The sequence below is a fragment of the Actinokineospora sp. NPDC004072 genome (assembly GCF_053604195.1).
Map to the genome: position 1 here is coordinate 142,681 of NZ_JBSGHB010000007.1, position 16,486 is coordinate 159,166.

15 protein-coding genes are annotated in these 16,486 nt (G+C 73.0%); 9 read left to right on the forward strand and 6 right to left on the reverse strand.

The features are described from left to right. The first annotated feature begins 10 nt into the window (after positions 1-10). Positions 11-2,146, forward strand: a complete 2,136-nt coding sequence (gene ligA / locus ACWEPX_RS13030) for an NAD-dependent DNA ligase LigA (RefSeq protein WP_451897340.1) — start codon at positions 11-13, stop codon at positions 2,144-2,146. A gap of 80 nt (positions 2,147-2,226) precedes the next feature. Here ligA and ACWEPX_RS13035 read toward each other — a convergent pair whose 3' ends face one another. After that, positions 2,227-2,868 carry an amino acid-binding protein gene (locus ACWEPX_RS13035; RefSeq protein WP_451897493.1) on the reverse strand — a complete coding sequence of 214 codons (642 nt, stop codon included), beginning with the start codon at positions 2,866-2,868 and terminating at the stop codon, positions 2,227-2,229. A gap of 196 nt (positions 2,869-3,064) precedes the next feature. On the opposite strand from ACWEPX_RS13035, the gene gatC reads away from it, so the two are divergent. Genes gatC through gatB form a run of 4 tightly spaced genes read left to right on the forward strand, consistent with a single transcriptional unit; the run spans position 3,065 to position 6,559 of the window. Then, complete coding sequence (gene gatC, locus ACWEPX_RS13040) at positions 3,065-3,364, forward strand: Asp-tRNA(Asn)/Glu-tRNA(Gln) amidotransferase subunit GatC (RefSeq protein WP_451897341.1); 300 nt, start codon at positions 3,065-3,067, stop codon at positions 3,362-3,364. Next, on the forward strand, positions 3,361-4,863 hold the full coding sequence (gene gatA / locus ACWEPX_RS13045) for an Asp-tRNA(Asn)/Glu-tRNA(Gln) amidotransferase subunit GatA (protein WP_451897342.1): 1,503 nt from the start codon (positions 3,361-3,363) through the stop codon (positions 4,861-4,863). Before gatC ends, gatA begins: the two co-directional genes overlap by 4 nt. Further along, positions 4,863-5,060 (forward strand): hypothetical protein, encoded by a 198-nt coding sequence (locus tag ACWEPX_RS13050; RefSeq protein ID WP_451897343.1) that lies wholly within the window; start codon positions 4,863-4,865, stop codon positions 5,058-5,060. The genes gatA and ACWEPX_RS13050 overlap by 1 nt, the downstream gene beginning before the upstream one ends. Further along, positions 5,057-6,559: an Asp-tRNA(Asn)/Glu-tRNA(Gln) amidotransferase subunit GatB gene (gatB, locus tag ACWEPX_RS13055; protein WP_451897344.1), complete on the forward strand. Its 1,503-nt coding sequence runs from the start codon at positions 5,057-5,059 to the stop codon at positions 6,557-6,559. The genes ACWEPX_RS13050 and gatB overlap by 4 nt, the downstream gene beginning before the upstream one ends. A gap of 408 nt (positions 6,560-6,967) precedes the next feature. On the opposite strand, the gene ACWEPX_RS13060 is transcribed toward gatB, so the two are convergent. Beyond that, entirely contained in the window at positions 6,968-7,366 is a 399-nt protein-coding gene (locus ACWEPX_RS13060; RefSeq protein ID WP_451897345.1) for an SgcJ/EcaC family oxidoreductase, read from the reverse strand. 39 nt (positions 7,367-7,405) lie between these two features. Further along, entirely contained in the window at positions 7,406-8,566 is a 1,161-nt protein-coding gene (locus tag ACWEPX_RS13065; protein ID WP_451897346.1) for a PQQ-dependent sugar dehydrogenase, read from the reverse strand. A 49-nt stretch (positions 8,567-8,615) separates the two neighbouring features. Between ACWEPX_RS13065 and ACWEPX_RS13070 the strand changes: the two genes are divergently transcribed. Beyond that, positions 8,616-9,521 carry a 2-hydroxyacid dehydrogenase gene (locus tag ACWEPX_RS13070; RefSeq protein WP_451897347.1) on the forward strand — a complete coding sequence of 302 codons (906 nt, stop codon included), beginning with the start codon at positions 8,616-8,618 and terminating at the stop codon, positions 9,519-9,521. Positions 9,522-9,538: 17 nt separating this feature from the next. Further along, positions 9,539-10,153, forward strand: a complete 615-nt coding sequence (locus tag ACWEPX_RS13075; protein ID WP_451897348.1) for a DoxX family protein — start codon at positions 9,539-9,541, stop codon at positions 10,151-10,153. A gap of 56 nt (positions 10,154-10,209) precedes the next feature. Here the strand turns inward: ACWEPX_RS13075 and ilvC are convergent, their stop codons facing one another. From ilvC to ACWEPX_RS13090, 3 genes are read right to left on the reverse strand one after another with little or no spacing between them, the layout of a single operon-like run. Further along, complete coding sequence (ilvC, locus tag ACWEPX_RS13080) at positions 10,210-11,223, reverse strand: ketol-acid reductoisomerase (protein WP_451897349.1); 1,014 nt, start codon at positions 11,221-11,223, stop codon at positions 10,210-10,212. A 28-nt stretch (positions 11,224-11,251) separates the two neighbouring features. Further along, positions 11,252-11,758, reverse strand: a complete 507-nt coding sequence (gene ilvN, locus ACWEPX_RS13085) for an acetolactate synthase small subunit (protein WP_451897350.1) — start codon at positions 11,756-11,758, stop codon at positions 11,252-11,254. Between the two features lie 2 nt (positions 11,759-11,760). Further along, positions 11,761-13,593, reverse strand: coding sequence for an acetolactate synthase large subunit (locus ACWEPX_RS13090; RefSeq protein ID WP_451897351.1), 1,833 nt, complete (start codon positions 13,591-13,593; stop codon positions 11,761-11,763). A gap of 282 nt (positions 13,594-13,875) precedes the next feature. Here ACWEPX_RS13090 and ACWEPX_RS13095 point away from each other — a divergent pair, with 282 nt between their 5' ends. Both ACWEPX_RS13095 and ilvD read left to right on the forward strand, forming a co-directional pair. Continuing rightward, positions 13,876-14,274, forward strand: coding sequence for a PH domain-containing protein (locus tag ACWEPX_RS13095; protein WP_451897352.1), 399 nt, complete (start codon positions 13,876-13,878; stop codon positions 14,272-14,274). Between the two features lie 75 nt (positions 14,275-14,349). Continuing rightward, positions 14,350-16,194, forward strand: coding sequence for a dihydroxy-acid dehydratase (gene ilvD, locus ACWEPX_RS13100; RefSeq protein ID WP_451897353.1), 1,845 nt, complete (start codon positions 14,350-14,352; stop codon positions 16,192-16,194). Positions 16,195-16,486 lie beyond the last annotated feature (292 nt).

The following is a 16,486-nucleotide window of genomic DNA, read 5'->3' on the forward strand; positions in this document are numbered from 1 at the left end:
GTCTGGGCCGGTGACCAGTGAGAACACGGAGACCACCGACGTCCCCGCCGACGTGCGCGACCGCCATGCCGTGCTGTCGGAGGAGCTGCTCGGCCACCAGTTCCGCTACTACGTCCTCGACGCCCCCACCATCTCCGACGGCGAGTTCGACGCCCTGCTGCGCGAGCTGGCCGAGCTGGAGGAGCGCTACCCGAGCCTGGTCACCCCCGAGTCGCCGACGCAGCGGGTCGGCGGCACCTTCTCCACCGAGTTCGCCGCGCACGACCACCTGGAGCGCATGCTCAGCCTCGACAACGCCTTCGACATCGATGAGCTGGGCGCCTGGGTCGACCGGGTCCGCCGGGAGGCCGCCGACGCGCGCTACCTGTGCGAGCTGAAGATCGACGGGCTCGCGGTCAACCTGCTCTACGAGGACGGCAAGCTCACCCGTGCCCTGACCAGGGGCGATGGCCGCACCGGCGAGGACGTGACCCTCAACGTGCGCACCATGCGCGGGGTCCCCGAGCGCCTCGCGGGCACCGACGAGTTCCCCGTGCCGCGGCTGGTCGAGGTGCGCGGCGAGGTGTTCTTCGAGGTCGAGGACTTCCTGGCGCTCAACGCCCGGCTCGTCGCCGCGGGCAAGCCGCCCTTCGCCAACCCGCGCAACACCGCCGCGGGCTCGCTGCGCCAGAAGGACCCGCGGGTCACCGCGTCGCGCAACCTGCGGCTGATCTGCCACGGCCTGGGCAAGCGCGAGGGCTTCGAGCCCGTCGCCCAGTCCGAGGCGTACCGGGCGCTGGCCGCGTGGGGCCTGCCGGTCTCCGAGCACACCGTCGTCATCGACGACCCCGACCAGCTCGCCGACCACGTCCGCCATTGGGGCGAGCACCGCCACGACAACAGCTACGAGATCGACGGCGTGGTCATCAAGGTCGACCAGGTGGCCCTGCAGCGGCGGCTGGGCAGCACCTCCCGCGCGCCGCGGTGGGCGATCGCCTACAAGTACCCGCCGGAGGAGGCCACGACGACCCTGCTCAACATCGAGGTCAACGTGGGCAGGACGGGCCGGGTGACGCCGTTCGCGGTGATGGAGCCGGTGAAGATCGCGGGCTCGACCGTGGCGATGGCCACCCTGCACAACGCCTCCGAGGTCAAGCGCAAAGGCGTGCTGATCGGCGACCGGGTGGTCATCCGCAAGGCGGGCGACGTCATCCCCGAGGTGCTGGGCCCGGTGGTCGACGCCCGCCCCGCCGACGCCCGCGAGTTCGTGATGCCGACGGAGTGCCCCGTCTGCGGCACGACCCTGCGCCCGGAGAAGGAGGGCGACGCCGACATCCGCTGCCCGAACGCCCGCTCGTGCCCGGCCCAGCTGCGCGAGCGGCTGTTCTACCTGGCCAGCCGGGCTGCGCTGGACATCGAGGGCCTGGGCTACGAGGCCGCGGCCGCCCTGCTGGCCTCCGGCGTCATCACCGACGAGGGCGACCTGTTCGCCGTCGACGCCGACGCCCTGGGCCGCGTCGACCTGTTCCGCACCAAGGCGGGCGGGCTGTCGGCGAACGGGCGCAAGCTGCTGGCGAACCTGGAGCTGGTCAAGGACCGTCCACTCTGGAGGGTCCTGGTGGCGCTGTCGATCCGCCACGTCGGCCCGACCGCCGCCCAGGCGCTGGCCCGCGAGTTCGGCTCGATCGACGCCATCCGCGACGCCGACGAGGAGCGCCTCGCCGCCGCCGAGGGCGTCGGCCCGACCATCGCCGCCGCCGTCAAGGACTGGTTCGCCGTCGACTGGCACGCCGAGGTGGTGGCGAAGTGGCGCGCCGCGGGCGTCCGGATGGCCGAGGACCGCGACGACTCCGTCCCGCGGACGCTGGAGGGCCTCTCGATCGTCGTCACCGGCAGCCTGTCCACCTACTCCCGCGACGAGGCCAAGGAGGCCATCACCGCCCGCGGCGGCAAGGCCTCGGGCTCGGTGTCGAAGAAGACCGCCTTCGTCGTCGTCGGCGACGCCCCCGGCGCCAAGTACGACAAGGCCATCCAGCTCAAGGTCCCCGTCCTCGACGAGGACGGCTTCACCACCCTCCTCACCCGAGGCCCCGAAGCCGCCCGCGCCACCGCCACCATCGGCGACGACTCCCCCGAGGAGCCCCCGGAGCAGCCGCTGCCCGGGTAGGAGCGGTCGCGCCACCTCGGCGAGACCCCGGCAGGACGCCGGGGCTGCGGGTGGGACTCCGCGCCGCGGCGGGCCGGCCCCTAGTCGGGCAGGACGACCGAGACGATGCCCGCCAGGTGGGCCAGGCGGGCGACCTCGGCGGCCCGGAACATGGGCCCGCCGGGGCGGCCGACCAGCAGGACGCGCTCCGGTTTGCCCAGGGGCGTCGCCGCGAGTTCGGTGCCCAGCTCGCGCCAGGTGGCGGGCACCCAGCTCTCCTCGCCGTCGAGGACCGTGGCCCTGGCCAGGGGCATCCACGGCAGGTCGAGCTCCTGGAGCTCGGGCGCGGCCGTCGAGGCCGCCAGCCTGCCAGCGGGGCCGACGACCAGCGCCCAGCCCGCCCGCACGATCTTCGGCACGCCCTCGGTGAACACCGCGAGGCCGCGGGCCGGGTCGGCGGCGACGTCCTCGACCAGCTCCAGTTCGCGGTGGGTGTCGAGGACGCCCGCGTAGGGGCGCACCGCGTCCACCTCGACCCCGGCCACCGACTCCGCCGCCGTGATGAGCACGTCCGGCAGCCTGCCGCTGGGCAGCTCGACCACCAGGTCGTCCACCGCGACACCGCCGACGCGCTCCACCACGTCGACGCTGAGGATGTCGGCCCCGATGGCGCCGAGCGCGGTTGCGACCGCACCCAGCGTGCCAGGGCTGTCCGGGAGCTGGACCCGGATCAGGAAGGACACCTCGAACGCCTCCCGCTGCTGCTTCCTCTTCGGCGCCGGGCTCCCGGCCACCGCCATGCCGACCGCTGATTGTCGCAGACCGCGCGCGACGGGCGTCCACCCCGGACCGCATGCCGGGACGAGAACCGGTTCGAGCCCGCGGCCCGCGCCCAAATAGACTCCGCGGCAAGACCGGACAACGGGAGGTTCGCGCCCAGTGCCCAGCATTTCCCGCGACGAGGTGGCCCACCTCGCCCGCCTGGCCAGGCTGGCCGTCACCGACGCCGAGCTGGACCTCTTCGCAGGCCAGCTCGACCAGATCGTGGGGGCCGTTGCCGCCGTCGGCTCCGTCGCCGACCAGGACATCCCGCCGACCTCGCACGCGGTGCCGCTGACCAACGTGTTCCGGGCCGACGAGGTCCGGCCCGGTCTGACCCAGGCGCAGGCGCTGGCCGCCGCGCCAGCCGCCGAGGACGGCCGCTTCCGCGTGCCGCGCATCCTGGGGGACGAGGCATGATCCGCAAGACGGCCGCCGAGCTGGCCGAACTCATCCGCACCCGCGAGGTCTCCGCCGTCGAGGCGACCCGGGCGCACCTGGACCGCATCGCCGAGGTCGACCCGGCCGTGCACGCCTTCCTGCACGTCGACGCCGAGCGGGCGCTGGCCGCCGCGCAGGCCGTCGACGACGACCTGGCCGCCGGCCGCGAGCCCGCGTCGCCGCTGGCGGGCGTGCCGATCGCGGTCAAGGACGTGCTGACCATGCAGGGCGCGCCGACGACCTGCGGCTCCAAGATCCTCGAAGGCTGGCACCCGCCGTACGACTCGACGGTCGTGCGGCGGCTCCAGGCCGCGGGCCTGGTGGTGCTCGGCAAGACGAACATGGACGAGTTCGCCATGGGCTCCTCCACCGAGAACTCCGCCTACGGCGTGACCCGCAACCCGTGGGACCTCGACCGCGTCCCCGGTGGCTCCGGCGGCGGCTCGTCGGCCGCGCTGGCCGCCTTCGAGGCGCCGCTGGCCATCGGCACCGACACCGGCGGCTCGATCCGCCAGCCCGGCGCGGTCACCGGCACCGTCGGGGTCAAGCCCACCTACGGCACCGTCTCCCGCTACGGCCTCGTCGCCTTCTCCTCGTCGCTGGACCAGGCCGGGCCGTGCGCGCGGACGGTGCTCGACGCCGCGCTGCTGCACGAGGTCATCGCCGGGCACGACCCGCTGGACTCCACCTCCATCGACGCCCCCGTGCCGCCGGTGGTCGAGGCCGTGCGCCAGGGCCAGGGCGGCGACCTGTCCGGCGTGCGGGTCGGCATCGTGACCGAGCTGGGCGGCGAGGGCTACCAGGAGGGCGTGCTCGCGGCCTTCCACGAAGCCGTCGAGCAGCTGCGGGCGCTCGGCGCGCAGATCGTCGAGGTGTCCTGCCCGAGCTTCGACCTCGCGCTGCCCGCCTACTACCTGATCGCGCCCAGCGAGGCGTCCTCGAACCTGGCCCGCTTCGACGCGATGCGCTACGGCCTGCGCACCGGCGACGACAGCACCCGCAGCGCCGAGGACGTCATGTCGCTGACCCGCGAGGCCGGGTTCGGCGCCGAGGTCAAGCGCCGGATCATGCTCGGCACCTACGCGCTGTCGGCGGGCTACTACGACGCCTACTACGGCTCGGCGCAGAAGGTGCGCACGCTGATCACCCGCGACTTCGCCGCCGCGTTCGAGCAGGCCGACGTGCTGATCTCCCCGACCACGCCGACCACGGCGTTCCGCATCGGCGAGCGCGTGGACGACCCGATGGCGATGTACCGGGCGGACCTGTGCACGATCCCGTCGAACATGGCGGGCAACGCCGCGCTGAGCGTCCCGTGTGGACTGGCCGACGGCCTGCCGGTCGGCCTGCAGATCATGTCGCCCGCGCTGGCCGACCACCGCGGGTACCGGGTGGCCGCGGCCTACGAGGCCGCCCGCGACGCCGCCCAGGGCGGCCCCGTCATCCACCGCGTCCCGGAATTGGAGGTCGCCAGCTGATGGCCGACGAGAACAAGATCCGCGGGGCGATCCGCCTCGCCAGCTCGGTGGCCTCCACCACCAACGCGGTGCGGACGTTCAAGACGGCGCGCGAGGAGCGCGACCAGCTCGCGCTGGTCAACGCCATCGCCAGCGTGGTGGTCGCCATCACCGCGATCCTGCTGGCCGTGCGGAACCTGCGGAAGGCGGCGAAGTGACCTCCACTGCGGAGCTGATGGACTACGCCGAGGTCGTGGCGCGCTTCGACCCGGTCCTGGGCCTCGAGGTGCACGTCGAGCTGTCGACCGCCACCAAGATGTTCTGCGGCTGCCCGACCGCCTTCGGCGCCGAGCCCAACACCCAGGTGTGCCCGACCTGCCTGGGCCTGCCGGGGTCGCTGCCCGCGCTCAACGGCAAGGCGGTGGAGTCGGCCATCCGCATCGGGCTCGCGCTCAACTGCGAGATCGCCGAGTGGTGCCGGTTCGCCAGGAAGAACTACTTCTACCCGGACATGCCGAAGAACTTCCAGACCTCGCAGTACGACGAGCCGATCGCCTTCAACGGCTACCTGGACGTCACGCTGGAGGACGGCGAGGTCGTGCGCGTGGGCATCGAGCGCGCCCACATGGAGGAGGACACCGGCAAGTCGCTGCACGTGGGCGGGGCCACCGGGCGCATCCACGGCGCGGACTACTCGCTGCTGGACTACAACCGCGCGGGCGTGCCGCTGATCGAGATCGTCACCAAGCCGATCACCGGGACCGGCGAGCGCGCCCCCGAGGTCGCCCGCGCGTACGTGACCGCCCTGCGCGACCTGCTCAAGGCGCTGGACGTCTCCGACGTGCGGATGGACCAGGGCTCGCTGCGCTGCGACGCGAACGTCTCGCTGATGCCCAAGGGCGCGGCCGAGTTCGGCACCCGCACCGAGACCAAGAACGTCAACTCGCTGCGCAGCGTCGAGCGGGCCGTGCGGCACGAGATGACCCGGCAGGCCGCGGTGCTGGCCGCGGGCGGGTCGATCCTGCAGGAGACCCGGCACTTCGACGAGGCGACCGGGCACACCAGCGCGGGCCGCCGCAAGGAGACCTCCGAGGACTACCGCTACTTCCCCGAGCCGGACCTGGTGCCGATCGCGCCGTCGCGCGAGTGGGTGGACGAGCTGCGCGGGACGCTGCCGGAGCTGCCCTGGGAGCGCCGCAAGCGCATCCAGACCGAGTGGGGCCTCTCCGACGCCGAACTGCGCGACCTGGTCAACGTCGGCGCGGTCGACCTGATCGCCGCCACCGCCGACGCGGGCGCGCCCCCGGCCGAGGCGCGGTCGTGGTGGGTGTCGTACCTGGCCCAGCAGGCCAACACGCGCGGCGTGGAGCTGTCCGAGCTGCCGATCACCCCGGCCCAGGTGGCCGCGGTCATCGCCCTGGTCGCCGACGGCACCCTCACCAAGGCCCTGGCCCGCGAGGTGGTCGACGGCGTCCTAGCAGGCGAGGGCGAACCCGCCGAGGTAGTCGAACGCCGCGGCCTGAAGGTCGTCTCCGACGACTCCGCCCTCTACGCCGCAGTGGACGAGGCCCTAACCGCCCAACCCGACGTAGCCGCCAAAATCCGCGACGGCAAACACGCCGCCGCGGGCGCCATCGTCGGCGCAGTGATGAAGGCCACCAAGGGCCAGGCAGACGCCAAGCGCGTCCGAGAACTCATCCTCGAACGCTGCCAGTAACCGACCCCTGAGCAGGGCGCCCCGCAACCCCAGCGGGGCGCCCTGCCCCTTTCCACCGCACCGCCCCACCGCCCCCGCGAAATCGGCCGCCCTCCCCGCCCGCCGCCCCCCACGGAACGGCTGCCACCCTCCCCGACCGCCGCCCGGCAAGGCACCGCCGCCTTCTCACGCAACGCCCCGTTGCCCGCCCTCGGGACGCTCCGCCGACTTCCGCTCGGCATCCGCTGCTGCGGCGAGTTGGCCTGCCGCCCTCTCGCGCAGCGCTCCGCTGTCCCGGCGGGCGCTCAGCGCCCTTTCCGACCGCCATCCCCGCTGCTCCCGGCAGAGGCAACCCTGCCCCCTCCCGCGCAGCGCTCCGCTACCCCGGCGAGGTGCCCCGCCGCATCTCCCGCGCGTGATCGCCCGCGTTCAGGGGTTGAGTACGGCGGTGTTCTGGCAGGCGGTGAGCAGCCAGCGGCCGTTCTCCCTGGCCATGACGTACAGCGGTGTGCCCTCGCCCTGCTCCTCCGCAGGACCCCCAGCGCGCGTGGTGTAGCGCTGGCGGACTTTCACCGCCGCGACATCCGGCCGGATCGCCAGTACGTGGGTGACCTCGTAGTGCGGCGTCAAGCCCGCCATCGCACCCGGTAGCACCTGCCGCGTGAACACGGCGATCTCCTCGCGCCCGGTGAGGAGTCTGCCGTGCGCTGTCGTCCAGATGGCGTCGTGGCGGAACAGGGCGATGAAGTCGTCGACCAGTTCGTGTCGTTGGGCGTGTTCGAGCGCGGCCACGACCTTCTTGATGTCCTCGACATCCGCGGGATCCATGGGTCCACCCTCGTACCTCCAGCGCTGTGGAGGTCAAGGTCAGTCGCGGCCGCTGCCTGCCTGGCCCTGGGGGATGATGACGATGGCGCGGTCGTCGCTGGAGACGGGTTTGCCGCCGCGCTTGTTGACCGTGCCCGCGACCGCCACCGAGTCGTTGACCAGGTCCATGCCCGCGATGCGGCCGTAGCCGTCGGCCTTGTCCATCGTGACCTGGGGTTTCCCGGTGAAGGTGCCGTCCGGGGCGTGGGGGAGGTTCTGCAGGTGGCCCGCGGTGGACATGGCGATCCACAGGGCCTGCGACGTGGTGGCGCAGCCCGCGACGCCCGGTTTGTCCCGCCATGTCCACGCCGGGGTGCCCAGGGGCTTGCCGTACTGGACCTGGTGGACGACGTCGGCCGCAGCGGTGCGGTCGGTGACCCACGTCCGCGAGCCGTCCAGGGCCGCGCAGACGCCGCCCGGGGCGGTCAGGCCCGCCGCGACGATCGGGGAGCGGGGGTCGGGGTTGTCCGGGTGCGGCTTGCCCGCGGCGTCCAGGCGCAGGAGCTTGCCTGCCAGGGACTTGGGGTCGGCGGGCTTGCCCGCGCTGCCCGTGGCCAGCAGGAGGGCGCCGCGGTGGTCCAGGGCCAGCGCGCCCCGGTTGCCCGACGCGCCGCGCGGGATGCCGGTCAGCACCGGCTTGGCCACGTCGCCGGGGGCGATGCGGACCAGGCGGTTGTCCGTCGGCGTGGTGATGTAGGCGAAGACCAGCCGGTCCTCGGCGTACGAGGGGGACAGGGCCAGGCCGGTCAGCCCGCCGTCCGCGGCGGCGTCGACGGCGACCTTGGCGATGAGCCGCGGGGCCGCCCCCTGGCGGACCAGCAGGATGCGGCCGGTCGTGCGCTCGCCGACCAGCGCGGTCGGGTCGCTGCCGTCGCCGGGCATGGCCGCCACGGCGACCGGCGAGTCCAGGCAGGTGGCCAGCACGGCCGGGTCGAAGTCGGTGCAGCCGTCCGGCGGCGGGATGGACTCCGGCCGCTCGCGCTCGCCTGCGCCGCCGCCACCGCCGCCCTCGCCCTGCTCGCGCGGCTCGGGCCCGCCCTGCGGGGTGAGCTGGACCTGCGGCTGCCAGCTCTGCGGGGGCGGCTGCTCGGTGAACGACGCGCACCCGGCCGCGGCCATGACGACGCCGGTGGCCAGCGCAGCGAGGTTCCGGCGTCCCATGTCCCCAGGTTAGGTCGGCGTCCGTGAACCGCGGGTTAGGGTCGGCCCCGTGATTGTTCTGGTTCCCGATGAGCACGGTGTCGAGGCGCTGGGCGCCCTCGACGGGGTGCGGGCGGTGCGCTACCGCTCGCTGGACGAGCTGCCCCCCGAGGCGGCCGACGCGCAGGTGCTGGTCCCCGGCATCGGCGTCCCGCCCGCCTGCGACGTCTACACCCACCTCCCGTCGTTGCGCCTGGTGCAACTGCTGACCGCCGGGGTGGAGGCATGGCTCGGCACGGTGCCCGAGGGGGTGCTGCTGTCCACCTGCCGCGGCGCGCACGGCGGCCCGACGGCCGAGTGGGCGATGACCGCCCTGCTCACCATCTACCGCGAGTTCGGCGAGTTCGCCGCCGCCCAGGCCGAGCGGCGCTGGGCGCCCAAGGTCACCGAGACCCTGCACGGCAAGCGCGTGCTGGTCCTCGGCGCGGGCGACCTCGGCCGCGAGCTGCGCCGCAAGCTGACCGCCTTCGACGCCCACGCCACCCTGGTCGGCACCCGCGCCCGCGACGGCGTGCACGGCCTCGACGAGCTGGCCGACCTGGTCCCCGAGCACGACGCCGTCGTCGTGGTGGTCCCGCTCACCTCGGCCACCCGCGGCATGGTCGACGCCGCGTTCCTGGCCCGGATGCGCGACGGCGCGATCCTGGTCAACGCCGCCCGCGGCCCGGTCGTGGACACCGGCGCGCTGCTGGCCGAACTGCGGTCCGGGCGGCTGCGCGCGGCGCTGGACGTGACCGACCCGGAGCCGCTGCCGCCGGATCATCCACTGTGGTCCGCGCCGGGCCTGCTGCTCACCCCGCACGTCGGCGGGAGCTGCGCCGGGCACCGCAGCCGCGCCTACGGGGTGGTGGCCGAGCAGATCGCCCAGTTCATGGCGGGGGAGCAGCCGAGCAACCTCGTGCGCGGGGAGTACTGATCCCCTAGTCTGCGCGCGTGAGCAGCGACAGCGATTTCTTCCGGCCATCGGAGGCGCAGAGCACCGCCGCCTACCCCAGCCCCTACGACACCGCCGACACGACGGTGCTGTCCCGGCCCGACACCGAGCCGCGCCTGGACCCGCACCGCTGGCACGTCGGGGCGGACCTGGGCCTGTTCGTGCTGCGGGCGGTGCTCGGCGCGCTCGTGCTCGCCCACGGCCTGCAGAAGGTCTTCGGCATCCTCGACGGCCCCGGCATCGAGGGCTTCGCCGCGGTGCTGACGGCCTTCGGCTTCCAGCAGGCCACCCTGCTGGCCTGGATCACCGGGATCACCGAGCTGGTCGCGGGCGCGCTGCTGATCGTCGGCCTGTTCACCCCGGCGGCGGCGTCGGCGGTGCTCGGCATCGTGCTCAGCGCGATCTGGGTGCGGCTGGACGTCGACCTGTTCGTCGGCGGCGTGGAGCTGGAGGTGGTCTACGCGGCGGCGGCGTTCGCGCTGCTGTTCACCGGCGCCGGGCACTTCTCGCTGGACCGCCGGTCGCCGTGGTTCCGCAGGGCGCCCGCGTTCGGGTTCATCTTCCTGGTCCTGTCGCTGGGCCTGACCGCGGTCGCGTTGTTCGTCATGCGGTGAGAAATCGGGCGGGGAGGGCGATCGCGCCCTCCCCGCCCGATTTCACCCGTTCCGGGTCACGCCGTCTCGGTGATCGGCCGGTCCACCCAGGACATCAGGCCGCGCAGCTTGCGGCCGGTCTCCTCGATCGGGTGCTCGGCGCCCTTGCGCTGCAGCTCGGTGTAGTTCGGGCGGCCCGCCTCGTCCTCGGCCACCCACTCGCGGGCGAAGGTGCCGTCCTGGATCTCGCCCAGGATCTTCTGCATCTCCGCCTTCACCGCCGGGGTGATGACCCGCGGCCCGCGGGTCAGGTCGCCGTACTCGGCGGTGTCGGAGACCGAGTAGCGCTGGCGGGCGATGCCGCCCTCGTACATCAGGTCGACGATGAGCTTGAGCTCGTGCAGGACCTCGAAGTAGGCGATCTCCGGGGCGTACCCGGCCTCGGTCAGCACCTCGAACCCGGCCTGGACCAGCGCGGACGCGCCGCCGCAGAGCACGGCCTGCTCGCCGAAGAGGTCGGTCTCGGTCTCCTCGGTGAAGGTCGTCTTGATGACCCCGGCCCGCGCGCCGCCGATGGCCGCGGCGTAGGACAGCGCCAGCGCCTGCGCCCCGCCGGTGGCGTCCTGCTCGACGGCGATGAGGCAGGGCACGCCCTTGCCGTCGACGAACTGGCGGCGCACCAGGTGGCCCGGGCCCTTGGGCGCGACCATCGCCACGTCCACGTTCGCCGGGGGCTTGATGAGGTCGTAGCGGATGTTGAAGCCGTGGCCGAAGAACAGCGCGTCGCCGTCCTTGAGGTTGGGCTCGATGTCGTCGGCGTAGATGAACCGCTGCTTGGTGTCCGGCGCGAGGATCATGATGAGGTCGGCCTCGGCGGACGCCTCGGCCGGGGTGAGCACGCGCAGGCCCTGCTCCTCGGCCTTGGCGCGGCTCTTGGAGCCCTCGGGCAGTCCGATGCGGACGTCCACACCGGAGTCGCGCAGGCTCAGCGCGTGCGCGTGGCCCTGGCTGCCGTAGCCGATGACGGCGACCTTGCGCCCCTGGATGATGCTCAGGTCGGCATCGGCGTCGTAGAAGATCTCGACGGACATGGGGACGGAACTTCCCTTCGTGTGTGAACTAGCGGACCGCGGTCGCGGTGATGGACCGCGGTCCGCGGCCGATGGCGACCATGCCGGACTGGACCATCTCGCGCACCCCGTAGGGCTCCAGCATGCGCAGCAGCGCCTCCAGCTTGTCCGCGGTGCCGGTGGCCTCCACGGTCAGGGCCTCGGGCGAGACGTCGACGACCTTCGCGCGGAACAGCTGCACCGTCTCCAGCACCTGGCTGCGGACGGTGGCGTCGGCGCGCACCTTGACCAGCAGCAGCTCGCGCTGCACCGCGGCGGCGGGCTCCAGCTCCACGATCTTGATCACGTTGACCAGCTTGTTCAGCTGCTTGGTGACCTGCTCCAGCGGCAGGTCCTCGACCGCGACCACGATCGTCATCCGGGAGACCTCCGGGTGCTCGGTCGGGCCGACGGCGAGGGAGTCGATGTTGAACCCGCGCCGGGAGAACAGGCCGGCGACCCGGGCCAGCACGCCCGGCTTGTTCTCCACCAGGACGCTCAGGGTGTGGGTGCTCATGCTCAGTCCTCGTCGAACAGGGGCCGGATGCCGCGCGCGGCCATGATCTCGTTGTTGCCGGTGCCCGCGGCGACCATCGGCCACACCTGGGCGTCCTTGCCGACCACGAAGTCGACCACGACCGGCCGGTCGTTGATCTCCATGGCGCGCTGGATCACCGCGTCGACGTCCTCGCGGGTCTCGCAGCGCAGCCCGGCGCAGCCCAGCGCCTCGGCCAGCAGGGTGAAGTCGGGGATGCGGTGCTTGTGGGTGCCCAGGTCGGTCTGGGAGTAGCGCTCGGCGTAGAACAGGTTCTGCCACTGCCGGACCATGCCCAGGTTGCCGTTGTTGATCACCGCGACCTTGATCGGCGCGCCCTCGATGGCGCAGGTGGCCAGCTCCTGGTTGGTCATCTGGAAGCAGCCGTCGCCGTCGATGGCCCACACGACCTTGTCCGGGCGGCCGAACTTCGCGCCCATCGCCGCGGGCACGGCGTAGCCCATCGTGCCGAGGCCGCCGGAGTTCAGCCAGCTCGCGGGCTTCTCGTACTTGATGAACTGCGCGGCCCACATCTGGTGCTGGCCGACGCCCGCGGTGTAGATCGCGTCCGGACCGGCGATCGCGCCGATGCGCTCGATGACGTACTGCGGCGACAGCGTCCCGTCGGCGGGCCACTCGTAGCCCAGCGGGAACTTCTCCCGCCACGAGTCGAGCGTCTGCCACCACGCGGCCAGGTCGGCCGGGTCCTGGGCGGCCCGCTCGGCGCGCACCGCGGCGATCAGCTCGACCAGGATCTCCTTGCAGTCGCCGACGATCGGCACGTCGGCGCGGCGGTTCTTGGAGATCTCCGCCGGGTCGATGTCGGCGTGCACCACGGCCGCGTCCGGGGCGAAGGTGTCCAGCTTGCCGGTCACCCGGTCGTCGAAGCGGGCGCCGAGGGCGACCAGCAGGTCGGCCCGCTGCAGCGCGCCCACCGCGGGCACCGTGCCGTGCATGCCCGGCATGCCCAGGTGCTGGCGGTGCGAGTCGGGGAAGGCGCCGCGGGCCATCAGCGTGGTGACCACCGGGATGCCGGTCAGCTCGGCCAGCTCCAGCAGCTCGGCCGACGCCTGCGCCTTGAGCACGCCGCCGCCGACGTAGAGCACCGGGCGCTTGGCGGCGTTGATCAGCCGGGCGGCCTCGCGGACCTGCTTGCCGTGCGGGCGGGTGGTCGGGCGGTAGCCGGGCAGGCGCAGCTCCGGCGGCCAGGAGAACGAGGTCATCTCCTGCAGCACGTCCTTGGGGATGTCCACCAGCACCGGGCCCGGCCTGCCCGTCTTGGCCAGGTGGAACGCCTCGGCGATCGTGCGCGGGATCTCGGCGGGGTCGGTGACCAGGAAGTTGTGCTTGGTCACCGGCAGTGTGATGCCGCAGATGTCGGCTTCCTGGAAGGCGTCGGTGCCGATCAGCGCGCGGGTCTGCTGGCCGGTGATGGCCACCACGGGCACCGAGTCCATGTTCGCGTCGGCCAGCGGGGTGACCAGGTTCGTCGCGCCCGGCCCCGAGGTCGCCATGCACACCCCGACCTGCCCGGTGGCCTGCGCGTACCCGGTGGCGGCGTGCCCGGCGCCCTGCTCGTGGCGGACCAGCACGTGGCGCAGCTTCGTGGAGTCCAGCAGCGGGTCGTAGGCCGGGAGGATCGTCCCCCCGGGAATCCCGAACACGACCTCGACGCCGACGGCTTCCAGCGACCGGACGAGCGACTGCGCGCCGGTCACGCGGATGGGCGCGCCCGCTGGCGGGGCGGGCTTGGGACGCGCAGGCGCGGCGCCAGGATTGCCTGCGGCCGGGGTGGGCCGCGAAGTTGCGCTGGTCATCTCTGCCTCGTGGGTAGAAGGAGTCGGGGGCCGGACACGAAAAAACCCCCGTCGACCACCGGTGGGTCGTACGAGGGTCCGCGCGTTCGACGCAGGGATTCGCTTCCGTCAGCGTCGAACGCGCGGCGGAAGTACGAGGATGAACTGCGTCGGCACGGTCGAGACGTTAGAGCGTCCCGTCCAGCGGCGTCAACTCTGCGGGACGGTCCTCTCGCATGATGGACACGACCGGGGGACCACCCCGGACGCGGCGCGACCGGCGGCGGAGTGCACCATGGCCAGGTGTCCGAGCAGCAGCAGATCCCGTCCCGATTGGTCTTCCGCGTGCCGCAGGTCGCCATCCTCGCGGCCTTGCTGGTGGCGGTCTGCGTGACCCCGATGGCGATCGCGCTGCCGGTGCTGGCGCTGCTGTACCTCTTCCCCGCCGGGGCCATCGTCTGGATCGTCCGCACGCGCACCGTGGCCGACGCCACGGGGCTGACCGTGCGGCAGGTCTTCGGGGGCGCCGTGCTGCCCTGGGACGACCTCAAGGGCCTGCTGCTCAGCCCCAAGGGCACGGTGACGGCGCTGCGGAAGGACGACTCCCGCGTGCCGCTGCCGTCGGTGCGCACCCGCCACCTGCCCGCGCTCGCGCTGATCAGCGGCGGGCGCATCAAGGACCCCACCGCCGCCGCGGAGTAACCTGGACGGCACCGTCCTCCACCCGCGGCCCACCAGGCCAGCTCGCTCAAGACCGAACAACACCCTGGAGGAGCCGTGCCAGCGCTGCGCTCCCGCACCACCACCCACGGCCGCAACGCCGCGGGCGCCCGCTCGCTGTGGCGCGCCACCGGCATGACCGACGACGACTTCGGCAAGCCGATCGTGGCCATCGCCAACTCCTACACCCAGTTCGTGCCCGGCCACGTGCACCTGCGCGACCTCGGCGACATCGTGGCCGACGCCATCCGCGCCGCGGGCGGGGTGCCGCGGGAGTTCCACACCATCGCCGTCGACGACGGCATCGCGATGGGCCACGGCGGCATGCTCTACTCGCTGCCGTCGCGGGAGATCATCGCCGACTCGGTGGAGTACATGGTCAACGCCCACCAGGCCGACGCGCTGGTGTGCATCTCCAACTGCGACAAGATCACCCCGGGCATGCTCAACGCCGCGATGCGGCTCAACGTGCCCGCGGTGTTCGTCTCGGGCGGACCGATGGAGGCGGGCAAGGCCGTCGTGGTCGGTGGCGTGGCTCACCCCTCCAGCGACCTCATCACCACGATCGCGGCCTCGGCCAACTCCGCGGTCGACGAGGCCGGGCTGTCGGAGGTGGAGCGCTCGGCCTGCCCGACCTGCGGCTCCTGCTCGGGCATGTTCACCGCGAACTCGATGAACTGCCTGACCGAGGCCCTGGGCCTGTCGCTGCCCGGCAACGGCTCGACCCTGGCCACCCACGCCGCCCGCCGCGACCTGTTCACCCGCGCGGGCACGACGGTCATGGAGCTGTGCAGGCGCTGGTACGGCGAGGACGACGCCACCGCCCTGCCCCGCGGCATCGCCACCCGCGCGGCCTTCGAGAACGCGATGGCCCTGGACGTGGCGATGGGCGGCTCGACCAACACCGTCCTGCACATCCTCGCCGCCGCGCAGGAGGGCGAGATCGACTTCACCCTCGCCGACATCGACGCGGTGTCGCGGCGGGTGCCGTGCCTGAGCAAGGTGTCGCCGAACTCCGACTACCACATGGAGGACGTGCACCGGGCGGGCGGCATCCCGGCCATCCTGGGCGAGCTGCACCGGGCCGGGCTGCTCAACACCGACGTCACCGCCGTGCACAGCCCGTCGCTGGAGCAGTGGCTGTCCACCTGGGACATCCGCTCGGGCTCGCCGTCGCCGGAGGCGCTGGAGCTGTTCCACGCCGCGCCCGGCGGCGTGCGCACCACCCAGGCGTTCTCCACGACCAACCGCTGGTCGTCGCTGGACACCGACGCCGAGGGCGGCTGCATCCGCTCGGTCGCCCACGCCTACACCGCCGACGGCGGCCTGGCGGTGCTGCGCGGCAACCTGGCCGAGGCGGGCGCGGTCATCAAGTCGGCGGGCATCGACGAGGACCTGTTCCGCTTCCAGGGCCCCGCCCGGGTCGTGGAGAGCCAGGAGGAGGCCGTGTCGGTCATCCTCGGCAAGCAGATCCAGCCCGGCGACGTGCTGGTCGTGCGCTACGAGGGCCCGGCAGGCGGCCCCGGCATGCAGGAGATGCTGCACCCGACGGCCTTCCTGAAGGGCGCGGGCCTGGGCAAGAAGTGCGCCCTGATCACCGACGGCCGCTTCTCCGGCGGCTCATCGGGCCTGTCGGTCGGCCACATCTCCCCGGAGGCCGCGGGCGGCGGCGTCATCGCCCTGGTCGAAGACGGCGACCAGATCCTCATCGACGTCCACGAGCGCAAGCTCGAACTCCTCGTCCCCGACGACGTCCTCGCCGAACGCCGAGCGAAGATGCAGGCCAGCGAACGCCCCTGGCAACCCAAAGACCGCACCCGCCCCGTAACCGCCGCCCTCCGCGCCTACGCCCGCCTAACCACCGACGCCTCCACCGGCGCCGTCCGCGACCCTTCGAGGTAGGGAAGAGGGCGTCCCGATCCCCGGGACGCCCTCCACTCGCCGTTCAGGTCCAGGCACTCCGCCACGACCCCCGGGTGCAGGGCGGGCACCCCCTCCCACCAGGAGAGGAACGCCCTGCCCCACCTCCCAGCGGCTCGCCCCCGGCGAAGCGCCCGCCCCAAGGAAGCGCCCGCCCCGGCGAGGCACCTGCCCTGGCGAGGCACCTGCCCTGGCGAGGCACCTGCCCTGGCGAGGCACCTGCCCTGGCGAGGCACCTGCCCTGGCGAGGCACCTGCCCTGGCGAGGCACCTGC